Raw genomic sequence first — 26819 nt, 5'->3', positions numbered from 1 at the left:
CCCAAACCTGGGGGCAGAATGGAAACTACCGAAGCGGCCAGCTTTGGCGACATCATGGGGGCCTTGGGGCAGGGGATCGTCTGGGTCCTTCAGAACCTCGCCCTGTCGTTCTACAATTTCGGATATGCGGTGACCCATCCCGCCAGTTGGCTGGACTGGACCGACAAGACCGCGATCATGCGGGTCGTCTATTACGGCGCCTCGGTCGAGTTCTTCTTCGTCTGCATCATGATCTTCCTGGTGATCTTCGCGATCGGCCTTTGGAAACGCAGGTTCCTCTGGGGCACCGTCGCGGTGCTGGAAGGCTTTGCCAATACCATCGGGCGCGTCTTTGCCTGGGCGGGCCTTCTGATGGTGCTGCAACAGGTGATCATCGTCTTCCTGCAACGGATCTTCGCCCGGCCCGACATCGTGCTGGGCTTTGGTATTCCCATGCAGTTCGACATCTCGTGGTGGTCCGAAGAGCTGAAGCTGTACAACGCCATGGTCGTCTGCCTGTGCCTGACCTACACCTTCGTGCAGCGCGGCCACGTGCGCGTCGACCTTGTCTATGCCGCCGTGTCCTTCCGGACCAAGCGCATCATCGACATGTTCGGGTCGCTGTTCTTCATGATCCCCATGGCGGTCGTGATCTGGATGTATTCGTGGTACTTCATGTGGCGCTCGCTGATCGTGCCGCCGGTGGCGCCGACCGATGCGCTCGACCGGCTGGAGATGAAGGCCCGCGCGCTGCGCTGGAACGTCGAGACCGTGGGCTTCTCGGCCAATGGCTTCACCGGGTATTTCCTGTTCAAGATGCTCATGGTCATCATGGTCGGTCTGATTTTCGTGCAGGCCTGGGCCTTCTTCTACCGCTCGTATCTCGAGTTCGTCGAAGGCCCCGAGGCAGAGGGCAAGCTGCTGGACCTGGACAAGGTCGAAACGGGCGAAGAGCCCTACGACCACGCAGAATTCTGAGGGTAGACCACCATGCTATTCGGACTAGACGGCGTCGAGATCGGCCTGATCATCGTCTTTCTCACGCTCTTCGCCTCGATCCTGTCGGGCTTCCCGGTGGCCTTTGCCATCGGCGGTGCCGGGGTCATCTCCTTCGGGATCATCGCCGCGCTCGACAGTGCGGGCTACCTGATTCACCAGGCCATCGACACCAGTTCAGAGGCCTATGCCGCGCTGCGCGCCTCGGGCGTGCCGGACAGCGCGATCTCGATCTTCCGCTACCCGGACCTGCCGCGCATGGCGACCGAGTCGATCTTTCCGGCGGGCGACTGGGAAACCGCGCTGACCCGCAACGTGGGCTTCATCACCAACCGCATCAATGAACGTGTCATCGCGGGCCAGTCCATCGAGACGCTGCTGGCGGTGCTGATGTTCGTGCTGATGGGCATCGTGCTGGAACGTTCGAAGATCGCCAACGACCTTCTGACCACCATGGCGCGGGTCTTCGGCCCGCTTCCGGGCGGTCTGGCGGTGTCCATCGTGGTTGTCGGCGCCTTCCTCGCCGCCTCGACCGGCATCGTGGGCGCGACGGTGGTGACCATGGGGCTTCTGGCCCTGCCGACCATGCTGCGCAACAACTACTCGCCGGAACTGGCGACCGGGGTGATCGCGGCCTCGGGCACCCCGGGGCAGATCATCCCGCCCTCCATCGTCATCGTCCTGCTGGGCACGCTGGCGGGCGACCTCTACTCCACCGCGCAAGAGACCCGCGCCACCGAGGCGGGCTGCAGCGACGCGCTGACCTTCCTGGGAGAGCCTGCGGTGGTATCCGTGGGCACGCTGTTCCAGGCGGCGCTGGTGCCGGGCATCCTGCTGGCGGGGCTTTATGCGGCCTATGCCTTTGGCTACGCGATGCTCAACCCGTCCAAGGCGCCCGCCGTGGAAATGGGCGCGGCAAACGGTGAACCGGTCACCCGCGGCGAAGCCTTCACCTGGCTCCTGGGCGTGCCGGTGCTGCTGATCGTCGGCACCATGATCCTGAGCCAGATGAACGTCGTCGGCAGCCAGTCGACGCAGGTCGACAGCTTCTCGGACGCCGGTCAGGTCGCTTCGCTGCGCACCAATGTCGGGCCGGAATGCCAGGCCTCGATGATCGCGCTGCACGGGCAAGAGGCCTGGGACGCGGCGGTCGAGGAACAGCGGGTCATCGACGAGGCCGGCGGCGTGCAGGCCAGCGAACGCCTCACACCCGAACAGATGGAGGCCGCCCGCACCAGCCTGATCGCCAATGCCGCGCCCATCGGCACCGGCATCGCGATCCTCGCCGTCATGGCGGGGCTGGTGCTGGCCATGGCGCGGGGCGTCTCGCCCTCGGCCGAGCCGCGTCCGCTGCTGATCGGCATGGGGGGGATCCTGCTGGGCCTCGTCGTGGACTGGCTGCTGATCAAGCCCACCACCTCGGCGGGATTGACGGTGATCCTGATGCTGCTGCCATGGGCGATCACGCTTTACGGCTGCGCCATCGCGATGAAACGCCTTGCGGGCAACGAACTGTTGCGCGTGGTCTTCCCGCCGCTGGTGCTGATCGTCGCCGTTCTGGGGTCGATCCTTGGCGGCATCACCAACCCGACGCCCGCCGCGGCGCTGGGCGCGGCCGGTGCCATCATGCTGGCCGCCTACCGCAAGCTGGGGGACGAGAACCGTTCTCCGCGGATCATCCTGCTGTCGACGCTGGCGGTGATCGTGATGATCCTGATCGGCATCAACTTCGATCTGCGCATCAACACGGAATCCGTATCGGTCGAAAGCTGGATCGCCTTCGTCTTTGCCTATGCGGCCTATCTCTACGCGCTCTTCGGGCTGTTGTTCTCGTGCTGGGTGCTGTTCCGCTCGGGCGTGCTGACCCCGGCGGTGCGGGAGACGGCGAAGGTGACCTCGATGGTCTTTACCATCCTGATCGCCTCGCAACTGCTGAACCTCGTGGTGATCTCCTTCGGGGGCGAACACTACATCCAGCAGTTCCTGAAAAGCTTCGACGACGTGCGGACGGTCTTCCTGATCGTGATGCTGGTGCTCTTCGTGCTGGGCTTCGTGCTCGACTTCCTCGAGATCATCTACATCGTCGTGCCGATCGTCGGGCCGGTGATCTACGGCGCGCATTTCGATCCGAAGTGGGTGACGATCATGATCGCGGTGAACCTGCAGACCTCCTTCCTGACGCCGCCCTTCGGTTTTGCGCTGTTCTACCTGCGCGGCGTGGCCCCCAAGGAGGTCACGACGGGCCACATCTATCGCGGCGTGATCCCCTTCGTGCTGATCCAGGTGGTCGGGCTGGCGCTGCTGGCGAGCTTCCCGAGCATCGTGACCTTCGTGCCGGCCCTGCTGAACTGAGGCAGGCCAGCCATTGAATGCGACGACGCGCGCCGGAGAGATCCGGCGCGCGTTTCGCGTTTCGGCAGAGGGGGCAGGGGTGGCTCAGGGGCGGCGACGCTTTCGTGTAGCCGCGCCGAACGGCACCAGCGCGGACGGGCGGTTCTCCGGGAACCATGCCGGGAGGAAGGCCGAAGGCGAGCCGCATGGCCGCCGGGTTGGCGGTCCGGCCCATCACCAACAGCCCCGGGCGGCGGTATCGCCCGCTTGCGGGGGTGGACCGCTGCGGCAGGGCTGGGGTCTGTCCGGAAGGGGGGCGGTCAGCCGTGGCCGTCGGGAAAGGTGATATTGGCGACCTGTTCGGCAATCGGATCCGTCGACAGCGGATGCGTCCCGGTCGAGAACGCCTCGGGGTTCTGCAGGCTTTCCCAGACGCCCTTGCGGTAGATTTCCAGCCCCGAGAACTGCGCCTTGTAGCCCATCTTGTCGCTGCCCGGCACCCAGTAGCCCAAGTAGACATAGGGCAGACCGGCCTCGCGCGCGATCTGCACGTGGTCGAGGATCATCCATGTCCCAAGCGACCGCGAGGCGAGCTCGGGCTCGTAGAAGGAATAGACCATCGACAGCCCGTCATCGAGCATGTCGGTCAGGCAGACCGCGATCAGGTCGTCGCTTTCGCGGTCGAGGTATTCGATGACCCGGCTGCGGATCGGGGTTTCCTCGATCATGGCCGCGAATTCGAAGACATCCATATCCGCCATGCCGCCATCCGCGTGGCGCCTGTCGAGGTAGCGGCGGAACAGGCTGTATTGTTCCTCCGTGGCCCATGGGCTGGTGGCGCGCCGCTCGAACCGGGCGTTGCGCTTCATGGCGCGGCGCTGCGAGCGAGTGGGGTCGAACCGCGACACGTCGATCCGGGCGGACAGGCAGGCGGCGCAATCGGCGCAGGAGGGCCGGTAAAGCACGTTCTGCGACCGGCGGAAGCCCTGCTTGGAAAGCGAGTCGTTCAGCCTTTGCGCGCCGTCGCCCTGCAGGGCGGTGAAGAGCTTCCGTTCCATCCGGCCCTCGAGGTAGGGACAGGGCTGTGGGGCCGTCACGTAGAACTGCGGGGCAAGAGGCAGCGAATGGCGCATGGGGGAGGATACTCGCGGGCGATTTAACGAAAAGGTAACAACGTTGCCGCCACCCGCCAAGCCCTCGAATCATGACACCGGCGCCTTGGCGCCGGTTTTCATGGGCTGTGGTGAAGGGATGCCCCGGGTCGGGCGGTCTTGGGTCGGGCGGTCAGGAGGTCGACCGGCGGTTGAGCATCACGGTGCCCAGCACCATGTCCGTCAGGCCCTGGCCGCGCTCTGACAGGGCCATGAAGCCCATGGAGACGACCTGCAGGATGAAGACCGACATCGAGAGGTAGTAACCCAGCACATGCAGGGCCGCCTGGCCGCCGTCCAGTTTCTGGCCCCATGCGTCGCGCAGCTCGATCGACATCAGGCGCATGCCCCATGTGGCAGAGCCCCGCGAGATGGTCAGCCAGCGATACAGGAACCCCACGGCGAGGAGGATCATCGGCATGAAGAAGACGCCGACAATCGAGATCAGCGTGAGGAAGGTGCCGATGGTCCAGACGACCGCGATATCGATGACCCAAGCAACGGCGCGCTTGACGGTCACGCCCGAGTAGAAATCCGCCTGCCGGTCGGGGCAGGGCAGGTGGTCGATGGCGGGGTCGCTGAACATGCGTCGGGTCCTTCGGGTTCGCGGCGGGGGCCGCGGCAATCGGTCTGGCGGTGAATGGCGGGATTTTAGCATCCCGGAGCCTGTCCGGGAAAGCCCCGGCCCTGGCGCCGGCGGGCGCGCGGGCCGGGGACCGCCGCCCCGAGGGGCGGCGGCAGCGGGCGTCAGGCCCCGGCGGGTTCCGAGACGTCCTTCATCCGCTTTTCGCGGTCGTCCATGAACTGGTCGAACTCGGCCTTGTCCTTGGCTTCGCGCAGGCGCCTGAGGAAGTCCTCGAAGGCGCCCTGTTCTTCCTCGAGGCGGCGCAGGGTTTCGGCCTTGTAGGCGTCGAAGGCCATGTTGCCCGAGGGCTTCATCGCCGCCCAGGCGGCATGGGTGTTGTGGCGCGTTTGGCTGCGGCAGGATTTTCCGAACATGCGTTTGCTCCAGATCATGTAGGCCAGAAGGCCAAGGCCGATCGGCCAGAAGAGGATGAACCCGAGGACCGTGGCCGCGATCCGGGCACCCTTGCCCTTGTGATCCAGCCAAGCCTCGGCCCGGGTCAGCCAGCCGGCATTGGCGGGCAGGTGGGACGTGTAAGCGGCGGTGGTCATGTGTCTCTCTCTCCGTTGAGGGTGGTATGTGAATGCTCTTCACATTGCAGGAGATCGGGATTGCCCGGGTGCCTTTCAAGGGTCGATGTGAAGGTTTTTCACATTTTCCGGAAAGGGCGTTTTGCGTCAGGCGTTTGCGCGTCTTTTCGCGGCCTGTGCAGAGGTATTTTTACCAAGAAGAAGCCGCAGGAAGGCGCATGTCGGCGTGGCCTAGAGGGTGAAATCGGTACGGTTTGGCGCCGGTCAGGGCGGGCAGGACGGCGGGATCCAGCGGGAAGACGTGGCGGGGGGTGCCCGCGGCGGCCCAGACCCGGTCGAACTCCAGCAGGCGCGGGTCGAGCCATGCGCGGATCGGGTTCAGGTGGCCGACCGGAGAGACCCCGCCGATGGCAAAGCCGGTCTGGGCGCGGATCAGGTCGGCGTCGGCCTTGCCCAGCGGCTCGCCCGCGAGCGCCGTGGCCTTGTCGGCGCAGACCATGTTGCCGCCCGCGGTTAGGAAGAGCACCGCGTCGCCGGTGTTCTCTGCGCGGAAGATGATCGACTTGGCGATCTGGTCGAGGTGACAGCCGACGCTGTCGGCGGCCTCCTGCGCGGTGCGGGCCTGGCCGACTTCGCGGATCTCGGCGGGCAGGCTGGCGGTTTCGAGGGCGGCGCGCACGCGCTTGAGGCTTTTGGACATCGGGTCTTTCCTAGCTGAAGTGACGGGTGAGGCGCCGTGAAAGGCGGCTCTCGAAACCTGCGATGCGGGGCTCGGTCGCGGTCTCGGCCCGGTGGAGCGCGGCCATGGCAAAGCGGGCGCGTGGGGCGACGGGGCGGATCACGCCCCATTTCAGCGCCTTGTGTACCGGCCGGCGGGCAATGAGGCGGTCGTACCACCAGGGCGCGCCCAGGGTGGTGATCGCCATGACGCGGGTCAGGTTGGTCAGGCGCGGCACCATGGCACCGCCCCCGGGCGCGTGGTCATAGGCCACGCCGGGCAGAAAGCTGCGGTCGATCCAGCCCTTGAGGATCGCGGGCAGGCCGAACCACCATGTCGGGAAGACCAGCACGAGGCCCTCAACCCCGGCCAGCCCGGCGCGATCCTCGAACGGCGCGCCGTAATAGCGCGCGCGCTCGCTGGCGGTCAGCACCGGCGCGAAGCCCTCGGCATAGAGGTCCGTCACAGCGAGGTCGTGGCCCATCGCCCTCAGCCGCGCGCCGACATGGGCTGCGAGGCGGGCGTTCAGGCTGTCTTGCAGCGGGTGCGCAAGGATCAGGCGGATCTTCATGCCGCTTTGTGGCAGAGCCCTGCGGGCTTGCCAAGCGGGCGGTCGCATGGCCATCTGCGCGCCATGAGACTGACCGATCACATCACCCGCACGCCCTTTGCCTTCGACACCGACCGGGGGGCAGAGGCGCGGGCCGCCGCGCCCTTCGCCTCTGGCCCGCTGGCCGACCTGCTGGAGGGGACGGGCGGCTCCAGCCCCTATCTGCTTGGGTTGATCCAGCGCGAGGCGGATTGGCTGGAAGGCGCGGTCGAGGACATGGACGGCGCGCTTGCGGCGCTGTTCGAGGGGCTGGAGGGTACCGGCGATCTGCCCGTGGCGCTGCGGCAGGCCAAGCGGCGGGTGGCGCTGCTGACCGCGCTTGGCGACCTTGGCGGCGCCTGGCCGCTGGAGCGGGTGACCGCCACGCTGACGGATTTCGCCGACGTGGCCGTGGGCCTGGCGCTGCGCGCCGCCGTCGCGCAGGAGGTGAAGCGCGGCAAGCTGCCGGGCGCCGACGACAGCGCGGTGGAGCAGGCCGGGGGCATCGCCGTCTTCGCCATGGGCAAGATGGGCGCGCATGAGCTGAACTACAGCAGCGACATCGACCTGATCTGCCTTTTCGACGAAACCCGCTACGACCGCGACGATTATCACGATGCGCGCGCCAGTCTTGTCCGGGCGACGCGCCGGATGGCCGCCACGCTGAACGACCTGACCGGCGAGGGCTATGTCTTCCGCACCGACCTGCGGCTGCGCCCGGATCCCGCCGTCACGCCGGTCTGCATGGCGATGGAGGCGGCGGAACGCTACTACGAAAGCCTTGGCCGGACCTCGGGAGCGGGCGGCCTACATCAAGGCCCGGGTCTGCGCCGGGGATTTCGCCGCCGGAGACCGCTTCCTGCAGGCGCTGCGCCCCTTCGTCTGGCGGCGGCATCTGGACTTCGCCGCCATCCAGGACGCCCATGACATGCGGCTGAAGATCCGCGAGCACAAGGGGCGCCACGGGCGCATTGCCCTGCCGGGCCACAACATGAAGCTGGGCCGCGGCGGCATCCGCGAAATCGAGTTCTTCACCCAGACCCGCCAGTTGATCGCGGGTGGACGCGACCCGGACCTGCGGGCGCGCGGCACCGTCGAGGGGCTGGCGCGGCTGACCGAGAAGGGCTGGCTTCCCGCCGGGGTCTCGGAGAAGCTGGCCGAGCATTACCGGGCGCACCGCGAGGTGGAGCACCGGGTGCAGATGGTCAACGACGCGCAGACCCATACGCTGCCCGAGGCGCCCGAGGGCATGGCGCGGCTGGCCTGCCTGATGGGGGTGGAGCTGGACCCCTGGCAGAAGGAGCTGCGCGCGCGGCTGACCGAGGTGCATGAGCTGACCGAGGGCTTCTTCGCCCCCGATGCGCGCGGCAGCGTCGAGACGCCCGAGGTCTTCGAGAACAGCGAGTTGCCCTCGCGCTGGCCGACCTATCCCTGTCTGCGTTCGTCGCGCGCGGTGGAGATCTTCAAGCGGTTGAAGCCCGAGATCCTGCGCCGTCTGGCAGAGGCGGCGCGGCCCGAAGAGGCGCTGACCGCCTTCGACGGCTTCCTGTCGCGGCTGCCCGCCGGGGTGCAGGTCTTTTCGCTGCTGGATCTCGAACGCGCAGCTGCTGGATCTGCTGGCGGATATCGCCGGGACGTCGCCGGATCTGGCGCATTACCTTGCGCGCAATGCCTCGGTCTTCGATGCGGTGATCGCGGGGGATTTCTTCGCGCCCTGGCCGGGCCGGGTGGCGCTGACGGAGGCGCTGCGCGACAGGTTGGCGCAGGAGACCGATTACGAGACCCGGCTGGACCAGGCGCGGCGCTGGCAGAAGGACTGGCACTTCCGCATCGGCGTGCACCTGCTGCGCGGCCTGATGGAGACCGAGGAGGCGGGCGCCGCCTATGCCGATCTGGCCGAGGCGGTTCTGGCGGCGCTCTGGCCCGTGGTGCAGGAGGAATTCGCGACCAAGCACGGTGCGGCGCCGGGGCGCGGGGCGGTGGTGCTGGGGATGGGCTCGCTGGGCTCTGCCCGGCTGCACGCCCGGTCGGACCTCGATCTGATCGTGATCTACGATCCCGACGGGGTCGAGGCCTCGGAGGGGCGGCGTCCCTTGCCTGCGCGCACCTATTATGCGCGGCTGACGCAGGCGTTGATCACCGCGATGACGGCGCCCATGGCCGAGGGGCGGCTTTACGAGGTCGATATGCGGCTGCGGCCCTCGGGCAACCAGGGGCCGGTCGCGACATCGCTGGAGGCCTTCACCAGCTACCAGCGCACCGAGGCCTGGGTCTGGGAGCATCTGGCCCTGACGCGGGCCCGGGTGCTGGCGGGACCGCCGGCGCTTGGCGAGGAGGTCGAGGCCTTCCGGCGCGAGATCCTGGGCCAGCCGCGGGACCGGGTCGAGATCCTCACGGCGCTGGCTGGGATGCGGCGGCGGATCGCCGCGGCGAAGGGCAAGGGCGATCCACGGGATGCCAAGATCGGACGCGGACGGATGCAGGAGATCGAGTTGCTGGCGCAAAGCGCATCCCTGCTGTCGGGCAAGGCGGTGCGGCAGGTGCCGCGGGCGCTGCGCGGGGCGGCGTGGATCGACCCGCAGGACCGCGAAACGCTGGTCGCGGCCTATGCGTTGTGCACCTCCGTGCAGACCGGGGCGCAGCTTCTGAGCGATGCGGCGCTGGACCCGGAGCGGCTGGGCGCCGGGGGGCGGGCCCTGATGGAGCGGCTGGGCGGCGTGTCGCGCTTCGACGGCCTTCTGCCGGAACTGGAGCAGCGCACGGCGGCGGCGGCGGCGATCCTCGACAGGATTTTGCCGGAGGAACGGGGGGCGGACGCGCATGAAGGGTGATGGCTTCGATGCCAAGGGGCTGATCGCAGAGGCCTACCGGATCGAGGGGATCGGGCCGGGGGAATGCCGGTCGATCTTCCTCGACTGGGCGCTGTCGCTGCCCGCCGATGTCGATCAGGCCGCGGCGCTGCGTGCGCTTTTGGACCGCCACGGGGTCGAGGGGCACCCGATGACGGCGGTGCTGCGCGAGGCGGGGCAGCCGATACAGGGCGGGCGCCGCGGCGGCTGGCGCGGGCGCCGACCGCCGGAGCACTGAGGCGGCATCCGGCGGGGGCGGAAATTTCCAAAATTTCCGGGCCGTTTCCCGGTCGGAAAACGCGCGGGCCTCAGGGGCGGGGCAGGGCGGCGGCCTCGGCGGCCAGTCTCTCGATGGCACCCCAGTCGCCGGCGGCCACCCGGTCCTTGGGGGCGACCCAGCTGCCGCCGCAGCACAGCACGTTGGACAGCGACAGGTAGTCGGCCACGTTGGCCATGCTGACGCCGCCGGTGGGGCAGAATGTCACCTGCGGGATCGGCGCGCCGATGGCCTTGAGCGCGGGCGCGCCGCCATTGGCCTCGGCGGGAAAGAACTTCTGCACGGTATAGCCGCGTTCCAGCAGGCGCATGACCTCGGAGGAGGTGGCGGCGCCGGGCAGCAGCGGCAGGCCTGCCTCTTCGCAGGCCGAGAGGACGGTGTCGGTGGCGCCCGGCGAGACGCCGAACTGCGCGCCCGCGTCGACGGCGTTCTGCACGTCCTTCGGCGTCAGCAGGGTCCCCGCGCCGACGACGCCGCCCGCGACCACGGCCATCTCGCGGATCACGTCGAGCGCGGCGGGGGTGCGTAGCGTCACCTCGAGCACCGGCAGGCCGCCCCTGACCAGCGCCCCGGCCAGGCCTTCGGCCTGCGCGGCGTCATCGACGACAAGGACGGGGATCACCGGGGCGAGGCGGCAGGAGTTTCTCGGCCTCGGCGGAGGCGGCTTCGGGGGTGATCATGGGCGGGCCTTTGCGTTGCTTGGCCGGGGGCGGGAGCCTCCGGCGGGGATATTTAGGGACAGAAGAAACCGGGCGGGGTGCACGGGATTCGGGGTCACACCACCACGGCGGCGCCATTGGAGGCAAGGCCCACGTTCTGGCGGAAGGCGGCAAAGAGCTCGCGCCCGACGCCATGGCCATTGCCGGAGAGGTCGGCGGTGGCGGGGTCGCGGCTGTCGAAGTCCGGCGCGAGGCAGTCGATGGTGCCCGTCGTGGCGTCGACGCGGATCACGTCCCCGTCGCGGACCCGGGCGAGAGGGCCGCCATGCGCCGCCTCTGGCGAGACGTGGATGGCGGCGGGAACCTTTCCCGAGGCACCGGACATGCGGTAGCGTCGGTGACCAGCGCGACCTTCAGCCCGCGGTCCTGCAGCACGGCGAGGGTGGGGGTCAGGCCGTGCAGTTCCGGCATGCCGTTGGAGCTTGGCCCCTGGAAGCGGACGACAACCACCGTGTCCTCGGTGAATTCCCCGGCCTTGAAGGCGGTCTTGACGGCCTCCTGGTCCTGGAAGACGCGGGCCTTTGCCTCGATCACGTGGCGTTCGGGGGCGACGGCTGAGACCTTGATCATGCCCTGTCCGAGGTTGCCGGAGAGCTGCTTCAGCCCGCCGGTCTTCTGGAAGGGATCGCAGGCGGGGCGCAGGATGCGGTCGTTCTGGGTGTTGCGGTCGGCCTCGACCCAGGTCAGGCGGCCGTCCAGCACCTTGGGTTCCTGCGTGTAGCGGCTGAGGCCGTCGCCCGCCACGGTGCTGACGTCGTCGTGCAGCAGGCCCGCGTCCAGCAGGTGGGCCATCATGTATTGCAGTCCGCCCGCCGCGTGGAAGTGGTTCACGTCCGCCAGCCCGTTCGGGTAGACCTTGGCCATCAGCGGCGTCACCGAGGAGATCTCGTCGAAATCCTCCAGTTCCAGCGCGATCCCGGCGGCGCGGGCCATGGCGGGCATGTGCAGCACGAGGTTGGTCGAGCCGCCCGTCGCCATCAGCCCGACCATGCCGTTCACGAAGGCCACGGCGTCGAGGATCTCGGAAACCGGGCGGTAATCGTTGCCGAGGTTGGTGATCTGCAGCGCGCGTTCGGTGCCCGCCACGGTCAGCGCGTCGCGCAGGGGTGTGTTGGGGTTCACGAAGGAGGCGCCGGGCAGGTGCAGGCCCATGAATTCCATCAGCATCTGGTTGGAATTCGCGGTGCCGTAGAAGGTGCAGGTGCCGGGCGCGTGATACGAGGCCATCTCGGCCTTCATCAACTCATCGCGGCCCACGTCTCCGGTGGCGAACTGCTGGCGGACCTTGGCCTTTTCGTCGTTGGGCAGGCCCGAGGGCATGGGGCCAGCGGGCAGGAAGATGCCCGGAATGTAGCCGAAGGTGGCCGCCGCGATCACCAGCCCCGGCACGATCTTGTCGCAGACGCCAAGGTAGAGGGCTGCGTCGAAGGTGTTGTGGGACAGCGAGACCCCGGCGGCCAGCGCGATCACGTCGCGGGAGAAGAGCGACAGCTCCATCCCGACCTGACCCTGCGTGACGCCGTCGCACATGGCCGGCACGCCGCCCGCCACCTGAGCCGTACCGCCTGCGGCGCGCGCCGCGTCGCGGATCAGCTGCGGGAACCGCTCGAAGGGCTGGTGGGCCGAGAGCATGTCGTTGTAGGCTGTGACGATGCCGATGTTGGGCGCCTGCCCGGTGGCGAGCGCGTCCTGATCGGCACCCATGGCGGCATAGGCATGGGCCTGGTTGCCGCAGGTCAGATGGGCGCGGCGCGGGCCTTCCTCGGCGGCGCGGCGCATCCGGTCGAGGTAGGTGTCGCGCATCTGGCGCGACCGCTCTTCGATGCGGTCCGTCACGCGGGCGATGGTGTCGTTCAGCGCCATGGGAGCCTCCGATCCTGCAAGCTGGCTTGGCGGCACCCTAGTCCTGTTAGCGTTAACAGTAAAGAGGCCGACCGGTCGCACTGGGCGGAAAAGCCCCGCCGCCCGGATGTCCTGCGCGGAAAGCGGGCCGGGCGCGCGTGGGTGCTTTCCGCCGCGCGCGTTTGCGGCTATGGCGGGGCCATGAGCACCCTGACCGACCGCCCCGTCCTGCGACTCCTTCCCAAGGCCAATGCCCGCGCGATCCGCCGCGGCGCGCCATGGGTCTTCGACAACGAACTGGTGATGGACCGCCGCACGCGCGGCATCGCCCCCGGCACCATCGCCACGCTGGTGGACCACGAGCGCGCCGAGCTGGCGACCGTGGCCGTGAACCCGGCGTCCAAGATCGTGGCGCGGGTTCTGGACCGCGCGCAGGTCGAGATCGACACCGACTGGATGAGCGCCCGGGTCGAAAAGGCGCTGTCCCTGCGCGAGCGGGTCTACGGCGCGCCCTTCTACCGGCTGATCCACGCCGAGGCCGACGGCTTCCCGGGGCTGATCGTGGACCGCTTCGGCGACACTCTGGTGGTGCAGCCCAACGCGGCGTGGATCGACGCGCTGCTGGACCCGCTGACCGCCGTTCTGGCGGCGGTGACGCGCTGCACGGTGGTGCTGAAGAACGCCTCGGGCCGGGGCCGCACGCTGGAAGGGCTGGACGATGCCGATACCGTTCTGCTGGGGCAGGCGCCCACCGCGCCGGTGCCGGTCGAGATGAACGGCGCGACCTACATGGCCGACGTCGTGGGCGGCCAGAAGACCGGGCTGTTTTACGATCAGCGCGAGAACCAGGCCTTTGCGGCGCGGCTGGCGCAGGGGGCCTCGGTCGTCGACATCTTCAGCCATGTCGGCGGCTTCGGCCTTGCGGCGGCGGCGGGCGGCGCGAAAAGCGTGCTCTGCGTCGACAGTTCCGCCCCGGCGCTGGAGCTTGCGACCAAGGGCGCCGGGGCCATGGCGCTGGGGGATCGCTTCGCCACGCGGCAGGGCGACGCCTTCGCCACGATGGAGGCGCTGGCTCAGGAGAACAGGCGCTTCGACCTCGTGGTCTGCGACCCGCCCGCCTTCGCCCCGGCAAAACCGGCGCTGGAGAAGGGGCTGCGGGCCTATGAACGGGTCGCACGGCTGGGGGCGGCGCTGGTCAAGGAGGACGGATACCTCGTGCTGTGCTCCTGTTCGCATGCCGCCGATCTGGCCAGCTTCACCGGCGCCTGCCTGCGCGGCATGGGGCGCGCGGGGCGGCGGGCGACGCTGATCCACACGGGCTTTGCCGGCGCCGATCACCCGCAGCTGCCGCAACTGGCGGAATCGGGCTACCTGAAGGCGCTGTTCTTCCGCCTGTGAAGGTCCTGCTGGACACCTGCGTCCTGTACCCGACGGTGATGCGCGAGATGCTGCTGGGCGCGGCGGGGCAGGGGCTGTTCACACCGCTCTGGTCCGCCCGCATCCTCGAGGAATGGGCGCTGGCGGCCCGCAAGATCGGCCCGGGCGGCGAGGCGCAGGCCCGGGCCGAGATCGCCATGACCGGCGCCAACTGGCCCAAGGCGCAGGTGACATGGCCGCCCTCTCTGGAATCGCGGCTCTGGCTGCCGGATGCCAATGACGTGCATGTGCTGGCGGCGGCGGTGGCGGGCTCGGCGGATGTGATCGTGACGATGAACGCCAAGGATTTCCCGCGCAACCTGCTTGCCGAGGAAGGCCTGTCGCGCGTCGATCCCGACGCCTTCCTGCAGGGCCTGTTCGAGGCCAACCCCGAGGCCACTGGCCCATGTCGCCACCCGCGTGCTGGGGGAGGCCCGGCGCCTGTCGGGCGAGGACTGGACCCTGCGCGCGCTGATGAAGAAGGCCCGGCTGCCACGCCTCGGCAAGGCGCTGGACCGGTAGCGGCGGGGCGCCAACCGTCCAGCGAAATGCCTGCCCAGGGACAGTTCGCGCTGCCCGCGGCGCGGCAGCGGGTTGTCGGCGCCGCCCGGGACGTCTATCACGAAGAAAATCTGATGAATTCGGTCGGACTCCGTGACTGCAGCAAAGACCTCACCGCGCACTGGAAATCCGCGACATCACCCGCAGCTTCGACGGCAAGCGGGTGGTGGATCGCGTCTCGCTGAGCATCGCGCCCGGCCAGGTGACCTGCCTGCTGGGGCCCTCCGGCTGCGGCAAATCCACGACGCTGCGCATGATCGCGGGCGTCGAGATGCAGGACAGCGGCACCATCCATGTCGACGGCCAGCTGGTCTGCGACACGGTCTTCCGGGTGCCGCCGGAACGGCGCTCGATCGGGCTGATGTTTCAGGACTTCGCCCTCTTCCCGCACCTCAGCGTGGGCGAGAACGTGGCCTTCGGGCTGAAGGGGGGCGGTGCCGAGCGCAAGGCGCGGGCGCACAGGCTGCTCGACCGCGTCGGTCTGGCACATTTCATCGACGAGTTCCCGCACCAGCTTTCGGGCGGCGAGCAGCAGCGCGTGGCGCTGGCCCGCGCGCTGGCGCCCAGCCCGCAGATCATGCTGATGGACGAGCCCTTCTCGGGCCTCGACAACCGGTTGCGCGACGGCATCCGGGACGAGACGCTGGACCTGCTGAAGGAAGAGGGCGCGGGCGTCCTGCTGGTCACCCACGAACCCGAAGAGGCCATGCGCATGGCCGACGAGATCGCCCTGATGCGCGCGGGCCGGATCGTGCAGCGCGGCGCGCCCTATACGATCTACAACGCCCCCGCCGACCGTGACGCCATGGCCTTCTTCAGCGATATCAACATCGTGCGGGCCACGGCGCGGGGGGCGCTGGCGGATACGCCCTTCGGCCCCTTCCTCGCGCCCGGCGTGGCCGACGGCACCGAGGTCGAGATCGTCTTTCGCCCGCAGCACGTGGGCATCGACTTCGACCGCGGCGGCAGCGGTCCGCTGCCCACCGAACGGGCCGGAACCCCCGCCCGCGGTATTGTCGAACGCGCCCGTTTCATGGGGTCGGAAAGCCTGATCGAGTTCCGCATGGACCACGACGGCCAGATGCTGCGGGCCACGGTGCCCAATGTCTTCCTGCCCGAAAAGGGCCGTCCGCTTTGGCTGACCGTGCGGCGGGACCGCTGCTTCATCTTCCCGACGGACGGGGATAATCCTTCCAGAACAGTGTCCTAAGGCGCGTTCTTCACCCTGTCCGACAGCGCGCGCTCCAGCACGAAGACCCGGATCGCAGAGGCCAGCCCGACCCCGGGATCGCGGCCCGCGTCGATCTCGGCTGCCAGCGCGTTCAGCGGCTTGCCGTCCTCGGCGGCGATGCGCCGGAAGGCCCGCCAGAAGGCATCTTCCAGAGAGACCGAGGTCCGGTGCCCCTGCAGCGTCAGCGAGTGCTTGACCGGCCGCGCGGTCATTCCTGCCGGTGCCCGTCGAGATCGCGCCGCGCCTTCTCGGCCCGCGCCGCGTCCAGCGCGCGCTCGGCCTTGCTGCGCCCATGCTTCGCGGCATTCTCGTCGCCCGCGCGGCGCTTCTCGGCGCGGGCCTTCTCCTTGCGGAATCGGTTCAGGTTCACGGGCTGGGTCATGGGCTGAAATCTAGCCGAGGCCCGGTGGCAATTGCCATCCCCAAGAGACCCGCCGCCCCATTCATCAATGGAAAAGGGGCGCCCCCTCTGCCGGCAGGGCGCCCCTTTCCTCTTCTCTGGTCTGAAAATACCTCGGGGGCGCGCGCAGCGCGTGGGGGCAGAGCCCCCTCCCGCCTCAGTCCCGGGCCTTGGGTCCGATCATCTCCTCGGGCCGCACCACGCGGTCGAAGGTCTCGGCGTCGACGAAGCCAAGCGCGATGGCCTCTTCCTTCAGCGTCGTGCCGTTCTTGTGCGCGGTCTTGGCGACCTTGGTGGCATTGTCATAGCCGATGGTCGGCGCCAGCGCCGTGACCAGCATCAGGCTTTCTTCCATCAGCTTCTGGATGCGCGGGCGATTGGCCTCGATGCCGTTCAGCATCCGCTGGGTGAAGCTGTCGGCCACGTCGCCCAGCAGCTGCATCGACTGCAGCAGGTTGTAGGCCATCATCGGGTTGTAGACGTTCAGCTCGAAATGGCCCTGCGAACCGGCGAACTTGATTGCCGCGTCATTGCCCATGACATGGGCCGCGACCTGGGTCATCGCCTCGGCCTGCGTCGGGTTGACCTTGCCCGGCATGATCGACGAACCCGGCTCGTTCTCCGGCAGGATCAGCTCGCCAAGGCCCGAGCGCGGGCCCGATCCGAGGAAGCGGATGTCGTTGGCGATCTTGTACATGGCCCCCGCCACGGTCGCCAGCGCGCCGGACATGAAGACCATGGCGTCATGCGCCGCCAGCGCCTCGAACTTGTTCGGCGCGGTGACGAAGGGCAGGCCGGTGATCTCGGCCATATGCGCGGCCACGGCCTCGCCCCAGCCCTCGACCGTGTTCAGACCGGTGCCGACGGCGGTGCCGCCCTGTGCCAGCTCGTAGATGCCCGGCAGGGCCTGCTCGATGCGCTTGATGCCGTTGCGGATCTGGCAGGCGTAGCCCGAGAACTCCTGCCCCAGCGTCAGCGGGGTGGCGTCCTGCGTGTGGGTGCGGTAGATCTTGATGATGTCCTTGAACTCGGCGGCCTTGGCCTCCAGCCCCTCGGCCAGTACGGTCAGTCCCGGCAGCAGCACGTCGCGCGCCATCATGGCGGCGGCGATATGCATGGCGGTGGGGAAGGTGTCGTTGGACGACTGGCCCATGTTGCAGTGGTCGTTCGGGTGCACCGGGTCCTTCGATCCGATGGTGCCGCCCAGCATCTCGATCGCGCGATTGGCGATGACCTCGTTGGCGTTCATGTTCGACTGGGTGCCCGACCCGGTCTGCCAGACCACCAGCGGGAAGTTGTCGTCGAACTTGCCCGCGACGACCTCTGCGGCGGCGGCGATGATCGCATCGGCCAGCACGGCATCCAGCGCGCCGGTGGCCTTGTTCTCCATCGCGCAGGCCTGCTTGATCACACCCAGCGCGCGGACGACGGCCACAGGCTGCTTTTCCCAGCCGATGGGGAAGTTCATGATCGAGCGCTGCGTCTGCGCGCCCCAATACTTGTCAGAGGGAACCTCGAGCGGGCCGAAGCTGTCGGTTTCGGTGCGGGTGTCGGTCATGCCTGTCTCCTCGGATGCGTTTGGATCCCGTCATACTCACCCGCCCGGAAAAGGCAATGTGTATGCGGTGGTATACGGGCGCTAACAGGCCCTCGCGGGGCCGGTTTCAGAAGCCATCCTGGGCAGGGCGCAACGTCTTGAAGCCGGGGATCTGGTGCAGGTCGTGCGGACCAAGGGCGCCCCGTCGCGCCGCAGGCCCGCCGCCGGGGGCGGCGGCAGGGGCGCCTTTGCCTTGCACCGAAGCGGGTGTCCCCGCCGCCGGTGGCTACTTGCGGAAGCGGTCGAGACTGACCACCTCGGCGTCGCGGTGCTGCGGCTCGGGCTTGCCGCCCTCGGGACCGTCCGGCGGCTCGGGGCCGTCGTCATCCTCGTCCTCGTCCTCATCCTCCTGCGATTCGAAGCGCAGGCCGAATTCGACAGAGGGGTCCACGAAGGTCTTGATGGCGTCGTAGGGGATATACAGACGCTCGGGCGCGTCGCCGAAATTCAGCGTGATGCCAAAGCCTTCGTCCGTGACCTCGAGCCCGTCGAACCAGTGCTGCATGACCACCGTCATCTCGCCGGGATAGCGATCCGACAGCCAGTCCGCCAGTTCGCTGTCCGGGTGGGCGGTGTCGAAGGTGATGAAGAAATGGTGATCGCCGGGAAGGCCATTGTCCTGAACGCCTGTCAGGACCTCCTGAATAAGGCCGCGCATGGCACGATGCATCAGTTTGCCATAGTCGATCCCGTCGGACATCTCGTCTTTCCTTGTTTCTCGGCGCCAGCATATTGGTTTTGGCGGCGAGGAAAAGGGCGGATTGTCAGAGGCCTCCGATTGCCCAGCCCGCCGCCGCGCAAAGCGGCAGCACCGAGGGGCACGCCGCGCTTCAGCGGCCCCAGAAGCCCCAGGCCAGCGCGATCAGCGGCAGGGCCTGCCAGCGCAGGCTGGCGAGGACGGGCCAGTCCGGGCCAAGGGGCTGTGCGCGTGTTTCGGCAAAAAGCGTGTGCAGCGCGAACCACAGCGACAGGTTGGCGATGACCCCCACGACGGCGGCGGTGATCGCCGCCAGCGCGGCGCGCAGGCGCGGACGGGCGGTCAGCGCCTCGACATGGGGCGCGCCCGCGAAGATCCACAGGAAGCAGGGCACGAAGGTCATCCAGAGCGTCAGCGCCCCGGCGGCCAGCTCGAACCACAGCCCGCCGGCCTGGTGCCCCGCCAGCTGTCCGACGAATTGCGTCACGAGGATCAGCGGCCCGGGCGTCGTCTCGGCCAGACCCAGCGCGTCGATCATCTGCGCCGCGTCCAGCCAGTGGCGTGTCTCGACCACCTCCTGGGCCATCCAGGCCAGCACCGCGTAGGCGCCGCCGAAAGTCAGAACCGCCAGCTTGGCAAAGAAGGCGGCAAGGTCGAACAGCAGCGCCTGCCCGGTCAGATGCAGGATCGGCAGGGGGGCCAGCCACAGCGCGGCCCAAAAGAGCAGCGTGGTGGGTTTCGTGGGGGTGCCGTGATGCGGCTCTGGCGCCACGTCCTGCGCGGGCGGTGGACGCAGGGCACCCCAGAGCGCCGCAAACCCGATGATCAGCGGAAAGGGCAGCCCGGCCAGGAAAAGCGCGGCGAAGGACAGCGCCGCAAGGGCAAGGTCGGTACCGGACCCTTCAGGGCCTTTGCGGAGAGCCGCAGCAGCGCCTGCGCGACGATGACGATGACCGCCGCCTTGACCCCCAGAAGAAGCGATGCGGTCTCGGGCCGCGTGCCATGCGCGGCATAAAGCGCCGCAAGGACGGCAATGACCAGCGCGCCGGGCAGGGTGAAGAGCGTGCCGGCGATCAGCCCGCCGGGGATGCCGCGCAGGCGCCAGCCGATGTAGGTGGCCAGCTGCATGGCCTCTGGCCCGGGCAGCAGCATGCAGAAGCTGAGGCCGCGCAGGAACTGCTCTTCACTCAGCCAGCCGCGTCGTTCCACCGTCTCGCGGTGCATCAGGGCAATCTGCGCCGCCGGGCCACCGAAGGACAGAAGGCCGGTGCGCAGGAAGACGCGGACTAGGAGGGTGCGGTCGGTCATGCTGCCGGATTAGGGGGCTTTGTGACGGCGGCAAGACGGTCGGGGCCGGGCGGCGGGGGCTGTCAGCGGTCCGGCCAATGGTTGAGGATCAGCCAGGCGGCGGGCAGGGCCTCGAGCAGGAACCAGACGGCGGCCTTGGGTTGCGGCGGTTTGTCCAGGATCATCGAGATCCCGCGCCCGGTCGCGGCCCCGGCATAGGCCACGCCCAGCATGGCATAGGCGAAGCCCGCGCCGCTGATCAGGCAGGTCAGCGCCATGGCGACAAAGAGCCCGCCGGCAGAGGCGCGCAGTTCGGACAGTCCCATGGTCGATTGCGTCGGCGCCAGATCCAGCGCCTTGGCGGCATAGCGGGGCGCGACAAAGCCGATGGCGCCGAAGGCCAGGGTGAGCAGGGCGATGAGGATGTCGATCATGGGGGCTCCGGGCCGGTTTCCGCAGAGCTAGCGGGCGGTCGGACCGGGTCAACGACGGTGGGGCGCGGCGGTTGCGGCCGGTTGTGGCCCATGGCGCGGCATGGGCGCCCTCTGCGCGGCTTGACGGGAGGGGCCAAGGCAAGGGGCGCGGCGGCCCTGATCTCGCGCAGGGATATGTCTCGCGGGATGGTTGAGCGGGGAGGCCTGACAGGGGGGAGTAGTAGTGCAGGCTTCTGTTGCCAGGTGCCTGCGAACCCCGCCTTACGCTGCTAGGCGCAAGGACTTAGATTTCGGTATTCCCAACTGCTTACGCAGCGAGGGCAACCGGAGCACGATTGTTGTTGGCAATTGTACTTTGTGAACCGATAACGGTGGTATCTCACCGGGACAAAGCCACGTCTTTACACGTTCGTCGATCCTGTTTCGGCCCCATGATCCCCCAACAAGAGATATATGGTGGAGCCGCCGGGTACCGCCCCGGGTCCGATCCGCTTATTTCACGCACGTTTATGCCCATAGTCCCTTGCGGGACATTTCCAATATAGGGGCGCGGCGGCGGCTTGCAAAGGGGCGAAGTGCTCCCGGCGGGTCCGAAATCTTTCAAAGATTTCGGACCGGTTTCTTTGTAAGAAACCGGCGCCCCCTCAGCCGATGCGGCGGATCGGCGCGGCGTTGCAGAAGATCACCACCTGACCGGCGTTCTCATAGGCGCGATAGCCGCGCCGCGCCACTTCCTGCCGGAAGGCCTCGATCCCGACGAAACGCTCGATATCGCGCAGCTTGCGGCGGATCACCGCGCCGTCGCGCGCGGCCTTCGAGGCAAAGAGATCGTTCAGCCAGTGTTCCGGCGTCAGGGGCGACAGGGGGGGCATGCCGCAATCCTGCCTCATCACGGTTAAGCCCGGGTTAAGGGGCGCCGAGGCCCAGCCCTTGCAGGTGGCTTTCCACGGCGCTTTGCCACCGCTGCCGCAGGTCCGCGTTCGGGTGGTGCCGCAGACCCATGGCGCGCAGGCGGTCGTAGCGCTCCGAGGTCTCGGGGCCGAAGGTCTGCGACACTTTCGGATGCCAGTAGGCGAGCGCCGCCCCGACCGCGCCCCGCGCGGTCCCGACCAGCCGCTCCAGCCCTTCGAGCCCAAGTTCGAGGTGGCGCCTTTCGCGCGGCAGCAGCTCGCGCAGGACCTCTGCCAGCGGCGAATAGGACGCAAGGGCCATCTCTTCGAGGTGGATCACCGAGGCTGTGCCCATCAGCACGTTCATGGTCACCGCGTCGGCCCAGCCCTGCAGCGGGTAGTGGAAGACCGAGAGCCGCATGTCGCCGCCGTGGCGCCGCGCGCCGATATCCTCGTCCCGCCCCACGCGCGCGGCCCAGTCATGCGCGGCGTTGTAGCGGCTGACGTCGGTGCCGAACTCAGCCATCAGGGCCAGCACGCGCTCGGCGTGGTCGGCCTTTTCCAGCGTGATGCGGCTGGCGGCGATGCGCTCCTTGATGCCGGGGGCCTTGTTGATCGCATCCGCGAAACCCGCCGACCCGGCCAGCGCACTGTCCACGAAAGAGGACATCAGCCGCATCAGCTCGGCCCGGTAGCGCGGCGGGACGTTCTCGGGCGAGGTCAGCTTGCCGCCCTGCGCGAGGTAGTCGGCCAGCGCCATGGTGTCGGTCTCCGTCGTCATGGCGTGATCCCCACGGCTGCGGGGCGGGCAGGTCGGCAACCGCGTTCCGCCCGCCTCGCGCCCTTGGCGCGGTCATGCGTCGACTTGCCCGTGGCGCCGTCCTGCAACGCAGCGCCCGTGGCACGGTCCTGCGTCGACATACCCTGATGTGTCGTCATGCCCGTGGCGGCGTCATTCGTCATAGCTGAGCACCACCCTGTCCGAGACCGGCACCGCCTGACAGGAGAGCACGTAGCCCGCGCGCACCTCGTAGTCTTCCAGCGCGTGGTTGGTTTCCATCTCCATCTCGCCCTCCAGCACCTTGGCGCGGCAGGTCGAGCAGACCCCGGCCTTGCAGGAAAAGGGCGCGTCCATATGGGCCGCGATGGCAGCATCCAGCACCGCGGTTCCGTCCTTGGCCATGCGGAAGTTGCGGGTCGTGCCGTCCAGCGTGACCGAGACCGCGCAGCTGTTCGCCCCCGCCGCCTCTTGCCGCGACACCGCTTTCTTCTTCGCGCGGCCCGGCTGGGACGAGGCGAAAAGCTCGAACTTGATCTGACCGTCTTGCAGCCCCTGCTTGCGCAGGCCCTCGGCGATGGTCAGCATCATCGGTTCCGGCCCGCAGATGAAGACCGTGTCGAAGCTGTCGGCGTCGATCCAGTGGCGAAACAGCGCGTCCATCTTTTCGGCGTCGATGCGCCCGGTGAAGAGGTCGATGTCCTGCGCCTCTGTCTCCAGCACATGGATGACCGAGAAACGGCCCAGATGCTCGTTCTTCAGATCCTCCAGCGCCTCGCGGAACATGATCGAGCCGGTCTGCCGGTTGGCATAGACCAGCGTGAAGCGGCTGTACGGCTCGCGCGACAGCGTGGTCTTGATGATCGACAGAAGTGGCGTGATGCCCGAGCCGCCCGCGAAGCCCAGGTAGCCGCGCGCGGTGGAGGCGTCGAGCGCGGTATGGAACTTGCCCATGGGCGTCATGGCCTCGAGGACGTCGCCCGGGGCCAGCGTCTCGTTCGCCCATGTGCTGAAGGCACCGCCGTCGACGCGCTTGATCCCGACCTTCAGGCAGCCCTCGTCGAGGCCCGCGCAGATCGAATAGCTGCGCCGCAACTCCTCGCCGTCGAAGGCGCGGCGGAAGGTCAGGTATTGTCCACGGGTGAAGGCAAAGGCGTCCCGGTCCTCGTCCCGGGGGCGCAGGGTCACCACGACGGCGTCGCGGGTCTCGCGCTGGACATCGGTGACGTCGAGGGGGTGGAAACGAGGCATTGGCGGTCTTCCCTCAGTGGCACTTGAAGTAGTCGAAGGGTTCAAGGCAATCCGTGCAACGGTAGGCCGCCTTGCAGGGGGTAGAGCCGTGCTGGCTGATCTTCTCGGTCGCGCCCGAGCCGCAGCGCGGGCAGGGGACCGTCAGGTTGGACTGCCCCGACAGGCGGCGGGCGCGGGCGGCCGTCGGCCCGTCCGGCGCGGTGCCGTCGATGGGCGGGGCGATGCCATAGGCGCGCAGCTTGTCGCGGCCTTCGGGGGTGATCCAGTCCGAGGTCCAGGGCGGCGAAAGGCGGCGTTCGAGACGCAGCACCTCGACCCCCTCGGCGCGCAGCTTGTCCGTGATCATCAGGTCGATCACGGCGGTCGCCGGACAGCCCGAGTAGGTTGGTGTGACGGCGACAACCAGCGTCTCGCCCTGATAGGAAACGTCGCGCACGATGCCGAGATCGGTGACGGAAATCACCGGGATCTCGGGGTCCGGGACCTCTGCCAGCCAGTCCCAGACCTGTCGCAGGGGGGCAAGGGCCGTCACCATGTGGCGTCCGGGTAGGCGCGCTGCAGGAACTGCATCTCGGCCAGCAGGAAGCCCAGATGTTCCGTGTGCCGCCCGGTCTTGCCGCCGGTGTGCACGTCCATGCGGGTCTCGGGCGGGGTCAATGTCGCCTCGTCCAGCACGTCGCCCACAAGCGCCTGCCAGTCGGGCAGGATGGCCTCGGGCAGGGGGGCGATGCCCGCCTCGGCCAGGGCCTTGTCGATGCCGTCGGTGACGAACAACTCGCCCGCGTAGGGCCAGAGCGCGTCCAGCGCCGCCTGCATCCGGGCATGGCTTTCACCGGTCCCGTCGCCCAGCCGCACCACGAGGTCCGAGGTCCGCTCCACCTGATAGGACACCTCTTTCAGCGCCTTTGCGGCGATCTCGGCCACGCGCGGGCTGGAGGAGCCGGTCAGTGCCTTCAGCACCAGCCAGTGCCATGCGTCGAAGAGAAAGGCGCGCATCAGCGTGTGGCCGATGTCGCCATTGGGCAGTTCCACCAGCTTGGGGTTGCGGTACTTCAGCGCGTCACGGCGGAACGCCAGCCTGTCTGCATCGCGGTCCGCGTCCTCGACCTCGGCGGCCAGCGCCAGCCACATCTGCGCGTGGCCGATCAGGTCCAGCGCGGTGTTGGCGACGGCGATGTCCTCTTCGAGGATCGGCGCATGGCCGCACCATTCCGACAGCCGGTGGCCCTGGATCAGCGTGGCGTCGCCCATGCGGCAGAGCCAGTCGAAGAAGGCGGGCTTCAGGTCCACGTCCGTCAGATGCGGGTCCGAGGGGCGGGCCTGCTCGGCGGCGAGGCGCTGGGCATCGGGGGTCATGACATCGGGCAGCGAGGGCATCACATGTGGCCCACTTCGTCGGGGATGTCGTAGAAGGTCGGGTGGCGGTAGACCTTGCTTTCGACCGGATCGAAGAGCGGCCCCTTGTCCGAGGGTTTCGAAGCGGTGATCTGCGACGAGGGGACGACCCAGATGGAAACGCCCTCCTTTCGGCGGGTATAGACGTCGCGGGCATTGTTGATCGCCATCTCGGCGTCGGGCGCATGCAGCGAGCCGACGTGGCGGTGGTTCAGCCCGTGGCTGCCCCGGATGAAGACCTCCCAGAGGGGCCATTCCTTGGACATGTGATCCTCCCTGACGGGGCCTCTGCCCCCATGAGTGTGCGTCCGGTACCGGCGCGTGCCCCTGTGCCCTGGGGCGTCCCGGCGGGAAGGGTGGCGATCCGGGGCGGGCCGCCGCCCCGACCCGTCAATGCCTCATTCTGCGGCCTGGCCGACCCCGGCCCGGCGCCTGGCGGATTTCTCCGCATAGGCGGTGAGGCCGTCGCGGAACCATGCGCCGTCGTTCCACGCCTTCTGGCGCGCGGCGATGCGTTCGGCGTTGCAGGGGCCGTTGCCCTTGAGGACCTCGAAGAACTCATTCCAGTCGGGCTCGGCGAAGTCCCAGCCTTCCTTGTCCTCGTTCCACTTCAGCGTCTCGTCGGGCACGGTCAGCCCGAGGTACTGCGCCTGCGGCACGGTCTCGTTGACGAAGCGCTGGCGCAGCTCGTCATTGGTGTTGATCTTGATCTTCCACGCCATGGACTGGGCAGAATGCACGGATTCCTTGTCGGAGGGGCCGAACATCATCAGCGCAGGACCCCAGAAGCGGTTGAGCGCGTCCTGCGCCATTTCCTTCTGCTCGGGCGTGCCCTGCGCCATCTTCATCATGATGTGGTAACCCTGCCGCTGGTGGAAGCTCTCTTCCTTGCAGATCCGCACCATGGCGCGGGCATAGGGGCCGTAAGAGGTGCGCTGCAGCGGCACCTGGTTCATGATCGCGGCACCGTCGACCAGCCAGCCCACCGCGCCGATGTCGGCCCATGTCAGGGTGGGGTAGTTGAAGATCGAGGAATACTTCATCCGCCCGTCCAGCAGCATCCGGGTCAGCTCGTCGCGGCTGACGCCCGAGGGTCTCGGCGGCACTGTAGAGATAAAGGCCATGGCCCGCCTCGTCCTGCACCTTGGCCAGCAGGATCTGCTTGCGCTCCAGCGTGGGGGCGCGGGTGATCCAGTTGCCCTCGGGCAACTGGCCGACGATCTCGGAATGGGCGTGCTGGCCGATCTGGCGGATCAGGGTCTTGCGGTAGCCCTCGGGCATCCACTCCTTGGGCTCGATACGCTCGCCCGCGTCGATGCGCTGCTGAAAGGTGCGCTCTTCGGGGGACATCTCGTCGAGGCTCTGGACGGCCTTGCCGGTGGACTGGACGTTCTGGGCGTACATGCGCGTGCTCCTCGGGTTGGGGCCTTGGGTCCGTAACGCGAGAGGCAGGCCCCCTCCGCCCATTGGGGCGCGCGGGGCGGGCATCGGTCAAGTCTTTCCTCCCGGTCCGGCGACTCGGGTGGTCAGCCAACCGGACGGTCGATTAATAGCACGGAACGTGTCACGAGAAAAGAAATTCTGAACCCAATTTGTAACACGTCAGTCCGGGGCGGCGGAAGGATCGTCGACGATCCTTGCAAATTCCATCCATGGAACTTCGCCGCCCGGGGCTAGCCACCGACCCGTGGCATGCCGCCCAGCAGCAGGTCGCAGATCGTCTCTGCATAGCCCGCGCGCCCGGCTTCGTCCGCCTGACCGTCCCACTGGAAGTGCCAGTTGACCATGGCGAAATAGGACATGGTCAGCGCCCGCATTGCGCTGCGGTCGGCGGCCAGCGCCGGCGGGGCAAGGCGGGCCAGCCGGTTGCGGACCTGGGCCACCAGGTCGCGCTGGTAAGCTTTCAGCAGGGACTGCTGGGTATCGGGCAGGGCACGGATGGCGTTCAGCTGCACCCCGTGCTCGGCATCGCGCCCCTTGTAGGCGACGAGGATCTCGCGGGTGATGGTCCGCAACTGCGTCTCAGGGTCCGCGCTGGCGTGCTCCAGTCCCGCGATGTGGTCGCGCAGGCCCGAGAGATGCACGTCGAGGATGTCGAAGAGCAGCGCCTCCTTGCTGTTGTAGTAGTGGTAGATATTGGCCTTGGAGATGCCGCAGGCCTGTGCCACCTGCGCCATCGAGGCACGCCCGTACCCCTCGTCCGCAAAGAGGCGGGCGGCGCCTTTCAGGATCGCTTCACGCTTGTCGTCGTGGTCCTTGGCGATGGTGCGCGCCAC

General features: G+C 68.2%; 23 protein-coding genes, 1 other RNA gene and 6 pseudogenes. 7 read left to right on the top strand and 23 right to left on the bottom strand.

What is annotated here, in order from left to right:
- Positions 1-18: 18 nt before the first annotated feature.
- The gene (locus tag ABFB10_RS20265; protein WP_418593964.1) at positions 19-957 is read left to right on the top strand and encodes a TRAP transporter small permease subunit; all 939 of its coding nucleotides are present in this window, start codon (positions 19-21) and stop codon (positions 955-957) included.
- A 12-nt stretch (positions 958-969) separates the two neighbouring features.
- Complete coding sequence (locus ABFB10_RS20260; RefSeq protein WP_347167890.1) at positions 970-3327, top strand: TRAP transporter large permease; 2358 nt, start codon at positions 970-972, stop codon at positions 3325-3327.
- A 299-nt stretch (positions 3328-3626) separates the two neighbouring features.
- Here ABFB10_RS20260 and ABFB10_RS20255 read toward each other — a convergent pair whose 3' ends face one another.
- From ABFB10_RS20255 to ABFB10_RS20235, 5 genes are all read right to left on the bottom strand, one after another.
- On the bottom strand, positions 3627-4439 hold the full coding sequence (locus ABFB10_RS20255; RefSeq protein WP_347167889.1) for an arginyltransferase: 813 nt from the start codon (positions 4437-4439) through the stop codon (positions 3627-3629).
- 151 nt (positions 4440-4590) lie between these two features.
- Positions 4591-5043 carry an RDD family protein gene (locus tag ABFB10_RS20250; RefSeq protein ID WP_347167888.1) on the bottom strand — a complete coding sequence of 151 codons (453 nt, stop codon included), beginning with the start codon at positions 5041-5043 and terminating at the stop codon, positions 4591-4593.
- A 161-nt stretch (positions 5044-5204) separates the two neighbouring features.
- A complete protein-coding gene (locus tag ABFB10_RS20245; protein ID WP_347167887.1) occupies positions 5205-5633 on the bottom strand; it encodes a DUF2852 domain-containing protein in 429 nt (142 codons plus the stop codon).
- Between the two features lie 169 nt (positions 5634-5802).
- A complete protein-coding gene (locus ABFB10_RS20240) occupies positions 5803-6312 on the bottom strand; it encodes a YbaK/EbsC family protein (protein WP_347167886.1) in 510 nt (169 codons plus the stop codon).
- A 10-nt stretch (positions 6313-6322) separates the two neighbouring features.
- A complete protein-coding gene (locus ABFB10_RS20235) occupies positions 6323-6901 on the bottom strand; it encodes an NAD(P)H-dependent oxidoreductase (protein WP_347167885.1) in 579 nt (192 codons plus the stop codon).
- Between the two features lie 63 nt (positions 6902-6964).
- Here ABFB10_RS20235 and ABFB10_RS20230 point away from each other — a divergent pair.
- Positions 6965-9750, top strand: a pseudogene (locus ABFB10_RS20230) ([protein-PII] uridylyltransferase family protein).
- Positions 9740-10006 carry a hypothetical protein gene (locus ABFB10_RS20225; protein WP_347167884.1) on the top strand — a complete coding sequence of 89 codons (267 nt, stop codon included), beginning with the start codon at positions 9740-9742 and terminating at the stop codon, positions 10004-10006. Before ABFB10_RS20230 ends, ABFB10_RS20225 begins: the two are co-directional and overlap by 11 nt.
- Before the next feature lie 70 nt (positions 10007-10076).
- Here ABFB10_RS20225 and eda read toward each other — a convergent pair.
- Positions 10077-10725: pseudogene (gene eda / locus ABFB10_RS20220) on the bottom strand (bifunctional 4-hydroxy-2-oxoglutarate aldolase/2-dehydro-3-deoxy-phosphogluconate aldolase).
- A 94-nt stretch (positions 10726-10819) separates the two neighbouring features.
- Positions 10820-12627 (bottom strand): annotated as a pseudogene (gene edd, locus ABFB10_RS20215) (phosphogluconate dehydratase).
- Between the two features lie 180 nt (positions 12628-12807).
- On the opposite strand from edd, the gene ABFB10_RS20210 reads away from it, so the two are divergent.
- The 3 genes and pseudogenes from ABFB10_RS20210 to ABFB10_RS20200 all read left to right on the top strand — a co-directional run bounded on the left by ABFB10_RS20210 (position 12808) and on the right by ABFB10_RS20200 (position 15793).
- On the top strand, positions 12808-14004 hold the full coding sequence (locus ABFB10_RS20210) for an RSP_2647 family RNA methyltransferase (protein WP_347167883.1): 1197 nt from the start codon (positions 12808-12810) through the stop codon (positions 14002-14004).
- Positions 14001-14544, top strand: a pseudogene (locus ABFB10_RS20205) (RSP_2648 family PIN domain-containing protein). Before ABFB10_RS20210 ends, ABFB10_RS20205 begins: the two are co-directional and overlap by 4 nt.
- A 136-nt stretch (positions 14545-14680) precedes the next feature.
- Positions 14681-15793 (top strand): ABC transporter ATP-binding protein, encoded by a 1113-nt coding sequence (locus ABFB10_RS20200; protein WP_347168077.1) that lies wholly within the window; start codon positions 14681-14683, stop codon positions 15791-15793.
- On the opposite strand, the gene ABFB10_RS20195 is transcribed toward ABFB10_RS20200, so the two are convergent.
- The 16 genes and pseudogenes from ABFB10_RS20195 to ABFB10_RS20115 form a co-directional block, all read right to left on the bottom strand.
- The gene (locus ABFB10_RS20195) at positions 15790-16026 is read right to left on the bottom strand and encodes a ribbon-helix-helix domain-containing protein (RefSeq protein ID WP_347167882.1); all 237 of its coding nucleotides are present in this window, start codon (positions 16024-16026) and stop codon (positions 15790-15792) included. The genes ABFB10_RS20200 and ABFB10_RS20195 overlap by 4 nt on opposite strands.
- A complete protein-coding gene (locus tag ABFB10_RS20190; RefSeq protein ID WP_347167881.1) occupies positions 16023-16196 on the bottom strand; it encodes a DUF4169 family protein in 174 nt (57 codons plus the stop codon). The genes ABFB10_RS20195 and ABFB10_RS20190 overlap by 4 nt, the downstream gene beginning before the upstream one ends.
- Positions 16197-16371: 175 nt before the next feature.
- Positions 16372-17772 carry a class II fumarate hydratase gene (gene fumC, locus ABFB10_RS20185; RefSeq protein ID WP_347167880.1) on the bottom strand — a complete coding sequence of 467 codons (1401 nt, stop codon included), beginning with the start codon at positions 17770-17772 and terminating at the stop codon, positions 16372-16374.
- Positions 17773-18037: 265 nt separating this feature from the next.
- Entirely contained in the window at positions 18038-18511 is a 474-nt protein-coding gene (locus ABFB10_RS20180) for an SspB family protein (protein WP_347167879.1), read from the bottom strand.
- A 64-nt stretch (positions 18512-18575) separates the two neighbouring features.
- Positions 18576-19816: pseudogene (gene chrA / locus ABFB10_RS24285) on the bottom strand (chromate efflux transporter).
- A gap of 62 nt (positions 19817-19878) precedes the next feature.
- A complete protein-coding gene (locus ABFB10_RS20165; RefSeq protein ID WP_206564812.1) occupies positions 19879-20229 on the bottom strand; it encodes a DUF4345 family protein in 351 nt (116 codons plus the stop codon).
- Positions 20230-20451: 222 nt separating this feature from the next.
- Positions 20452-20800: a transfer-messenger RNA gene (ssrA, locus tag ABFB10_RS20160) on the bottom strand.
- 73 nt (positions 20801-20873) lie between these two features.
- The gene (locus tag ABFB10_RS20155; RefSeq protein ID WP_347167876.1) at positions 20874-21101 is read right to left on the bottom strand and encodes an N-(5'-phosphoribosyl)anthranilate isomerase; all 228 of its coding nucleotides are present in this window, start codon (positions 21099-21101) and stop codon (positions 20874-20876) included.
- A gap of 34 nt (positions 21102-21135) precedes the next feature.
- Positions 21136-21900, bottom strand: coding sequence for a Phenylacetic acid catabolic protein (locus tag ABFB10_RS20150; RefSeq protein WP_347167875.1), 765 nt, complete (start codon positions 21898-21900; stop codon positions 21136-21138).
- The gene (locus tag ABFB10_RS20145) at positions 21897-22082 is read right to left on the bottom strand and encodes a hypothetical protein (protein WP_347167874.1); all 186 of its coding nucleotides are present in this window, start codon (positions 22080-22082) and stop codon (positions 21897-21899) included. The genes ABFB10_RS20150 and ABFB10_RS20145 overlap by 4 nt, the downstream gene beginning before the upstream one ends.
- The gene (gene paaE, locus ABFB10_RS20140; protein ID WP_347167873.1) at positions 22072-23148 is read right to left on the bottom strand and encodes a 1,2-phenylacetyl-CoA epoxidase subunit PaaE; all 1077 of its coding nucleotides are present in this window, start codon (positions 23146-23148) and stop codon (positions 22072-22074) included. The genes ABFB10_RS20145 and paaE overlap by 11 nt, the downstream gene beginning before the upstream one ends.
- 13 nt (positions 23149-23161) lie before the next feature.
- Positions 23162-23683 carry a 1,2-phenylacetyl-CoA epoxidase subunit PaaD gene (gene paaD / locus ABFB10_RS20135; protein WP_347167872.1) on the bottom strand — a complete coding sequence of 174 codons (522 nt, stop codon included), beginning with the start codon at positions 23681-23683 and terminating at the stop codon, positions 23162-23164.
- A complete protein-coding gene (paaC, locus tag ABFB10_RS20130; RefSeq protein WP_347167871.1) occupies positions 23677-24525 on the bottom strand; it encodes a 1,2-phenylacetyl-CoA epoxidase subunit PaaC in 849 nt (282 codons plus the stop codon). Before paaC ends, paaD begins: the two co-directional genes overlap by 7 nt.
- Positions 24525-24809, bottom strand: coding sequence for a 1,2-phenylacetyl-CoA epoxidase subunit PaaB (paaB, locus tag ABFB10_RS20125; RefSeq protein WP_347167870.1), 285 nt, complete (start codon positions 24807-24809; stop codon positions 24525-24527). Before paaB ends, paaC begins: the two co-directional genes overlap by 1 nt.
- Positions 24810-24941: 132 nt before the next feature.
- Positions 24942-25947: pseudogene (gene paaA / locus ABFB10_RS20120) on the bottom strand (1,2-phenylacetyl-CoA epoxidase subunit PaaA).
- 269 nt (positions 25948-26216) lie between these two features.
- Positions 26217-26819 carry a TetR/AcrR family transcriptional regulator gene (locus ABFB10_RS20115; protein ID WP_347167869.1) on the bottom strand — a complete coding sequence of 201 codons (603 nt, stop codon included), beginning with the start codon at positions 26817-26819 and terminating at the stop codon, positions 26217-26219.

It is taken from the genome of Ponticoccus litoralis (assembly GCF_039769985.1).
GTDB classification, from domain to species: Bacteria; Pseudomonadota; Alphaproteobacteria; order Rhodobacterales; family Rhodobacteraceae; genus Ponticoccus; species Ponticoccus litoralis.
Note: the sequence above shows the minus strand (reverse complement) of the source record. Positions and strands in the feature narration are given on the sequence as shown.

Bases quoted from the DNA above. Each gene is read 5' to 3' on its own strand.
- ABFB10_RS20145 (WP_347167874.1), bottom strand. From the start codon at position 22,082: ATGACGAATGACGCCGCCACGGGCATGACGACACATCAGGGTATGTCG.
- ABFB10_RS20195 (WP_347167882.1), bottom strand. From the start codon at position 16,026: ATGACCGCGCGGCCGGTCAAGCACTCGCTGACGCTGCAGGGGCACCGG.
- ABFB10_RS20235 (WP_347167885.1), bottom strand. From the start codon at position 6,901: ATGAAGATCCGCCTGATCCTTGCGCACCCGCTGCAAGACAGCCTGAAC.
- ABFB10_RS20260 (WP_347167890.1), top strand. From the start codon at position 970: ATGCTATTCGGACTAGACGGCGTCGAGATCGGCCTGATCATCGTCTTT.
- ABFB10_RS20165 (WP_206564812.1), bottom strand. From the start codon at position 20,229: ATGATCGACATCCTCATCGCCCTGCTCACCCTGGCCTTCGGCGCCATC.
- ABFB10_RS20240 (WP_347167886.1), bottom strand. From the start codon at position 6,312: ATGTCCAAAAGCCTCAAGCGCGTGCGCGCCGCCCTCGAAACCGCCAGC.
- ABFB10_RS20250 (WP_347167888.1), bottom strand. From the start codon at position 5,043: ATGTTCAGCGACCCCGCCATCGACCACCTGCCCTGCCCCGACCGGCAG.
- paaB (WP_347167870.1), bottom strand. From the start codon at position 24,809: ATGTCCAAGGAATGGCCCCTCTGGGAGGTCTTCATCCGGGGCAGCCAC.
- ABFB10_RS20255 (WP_347167889.1), bottom strand. From the start codon at position 4,439: ATGCGCCATTCGCTGCCTCTTGCCCCGCAGTTCTACGTGACGGCCCCA.
- ABFB10_RS20225 (WP_347167884.1), top strand. From the start codon at position 9,740: ATGAAGGGTGATGGCTTCGATGCCAAGGGGCTGATCGCAGAGGCCTAC.
- ABFB10_RS20155 (WP_347167876.1), bottom strand. From the start codon at position 21,101: ATGCCCCCCCTGTCGCCCCTGACGCCGGAACACTGGCTGAACGATCTC.
- fumC (WP_347167880.1), bottom strand. From the start codon at position 17,772: ATGACCGACACCCGCACCGAAACCGACAGCTTCGGCCCGCTCGAGGTT.
- ABFB10_RS20150 (WP_347167875.1), bottom strand. From the start codon at position 21,900: ATGACGACGGAGACCGACACCATGGCGCTGGCCGACTACCTCGCGCAG.
- ABFB10_RS20265 (WP_418593964.1), top strand. From the start codon at position 19: ATGGAAACTACCGAAGCGGCCAGCTTTGGCGACATCATGGGGGCCTTG.
- ABFB10_RS20245 (WP_347167887.1), bottom strand. From the start codon at position 5,633: ATGACCACCGCCGCTTACACGTCCCACCTGCCCGCCAATGCCGGCTGG.
- ABFB10_RS20190 (WP_347167881.1), bottom strand. From the start codon at position 16,196: ATGACCCAGCCCGTGAACCTGAACCGATTCCGCAAGGAGAAGGCCCGC.
- ABFB10_RS20180 (WP_347167879.1), bottom strand. From the start codon at position 18,511: ATGTCCGACGGGATCGACTATGGCAAACTGATGCATCGTGCCATGCGC.
- paaC (WP_347167871.1), bottom strand. From the start codon at position 24,525: ATGCCCTCGCTGCCCGATGTCATGACCCCCGATGCCCAGCGCCTCGCC.
- paaD (WP_347167872.1), bottom strand. From the start codon at position 23,683: ATGGTGACGGCCCTTGCCCCCCTGCGACAGGTCTGGGACTGGCTGGCA.
- ABFB10_RS20210 (WP_347167883.1), top strand. From the start codon at position 12,808: ATGAGCACCCTGACCGACCGCCCCGTCCTGCGACTCCTTCCCAAGGCC.
- paaE (WP_347167873.1), bottom strand. From the start codon at position 23,148: ATGCCTCGTTTCCACCCCCTCGACGTCACCGATGTCCAGCGCGAGACC.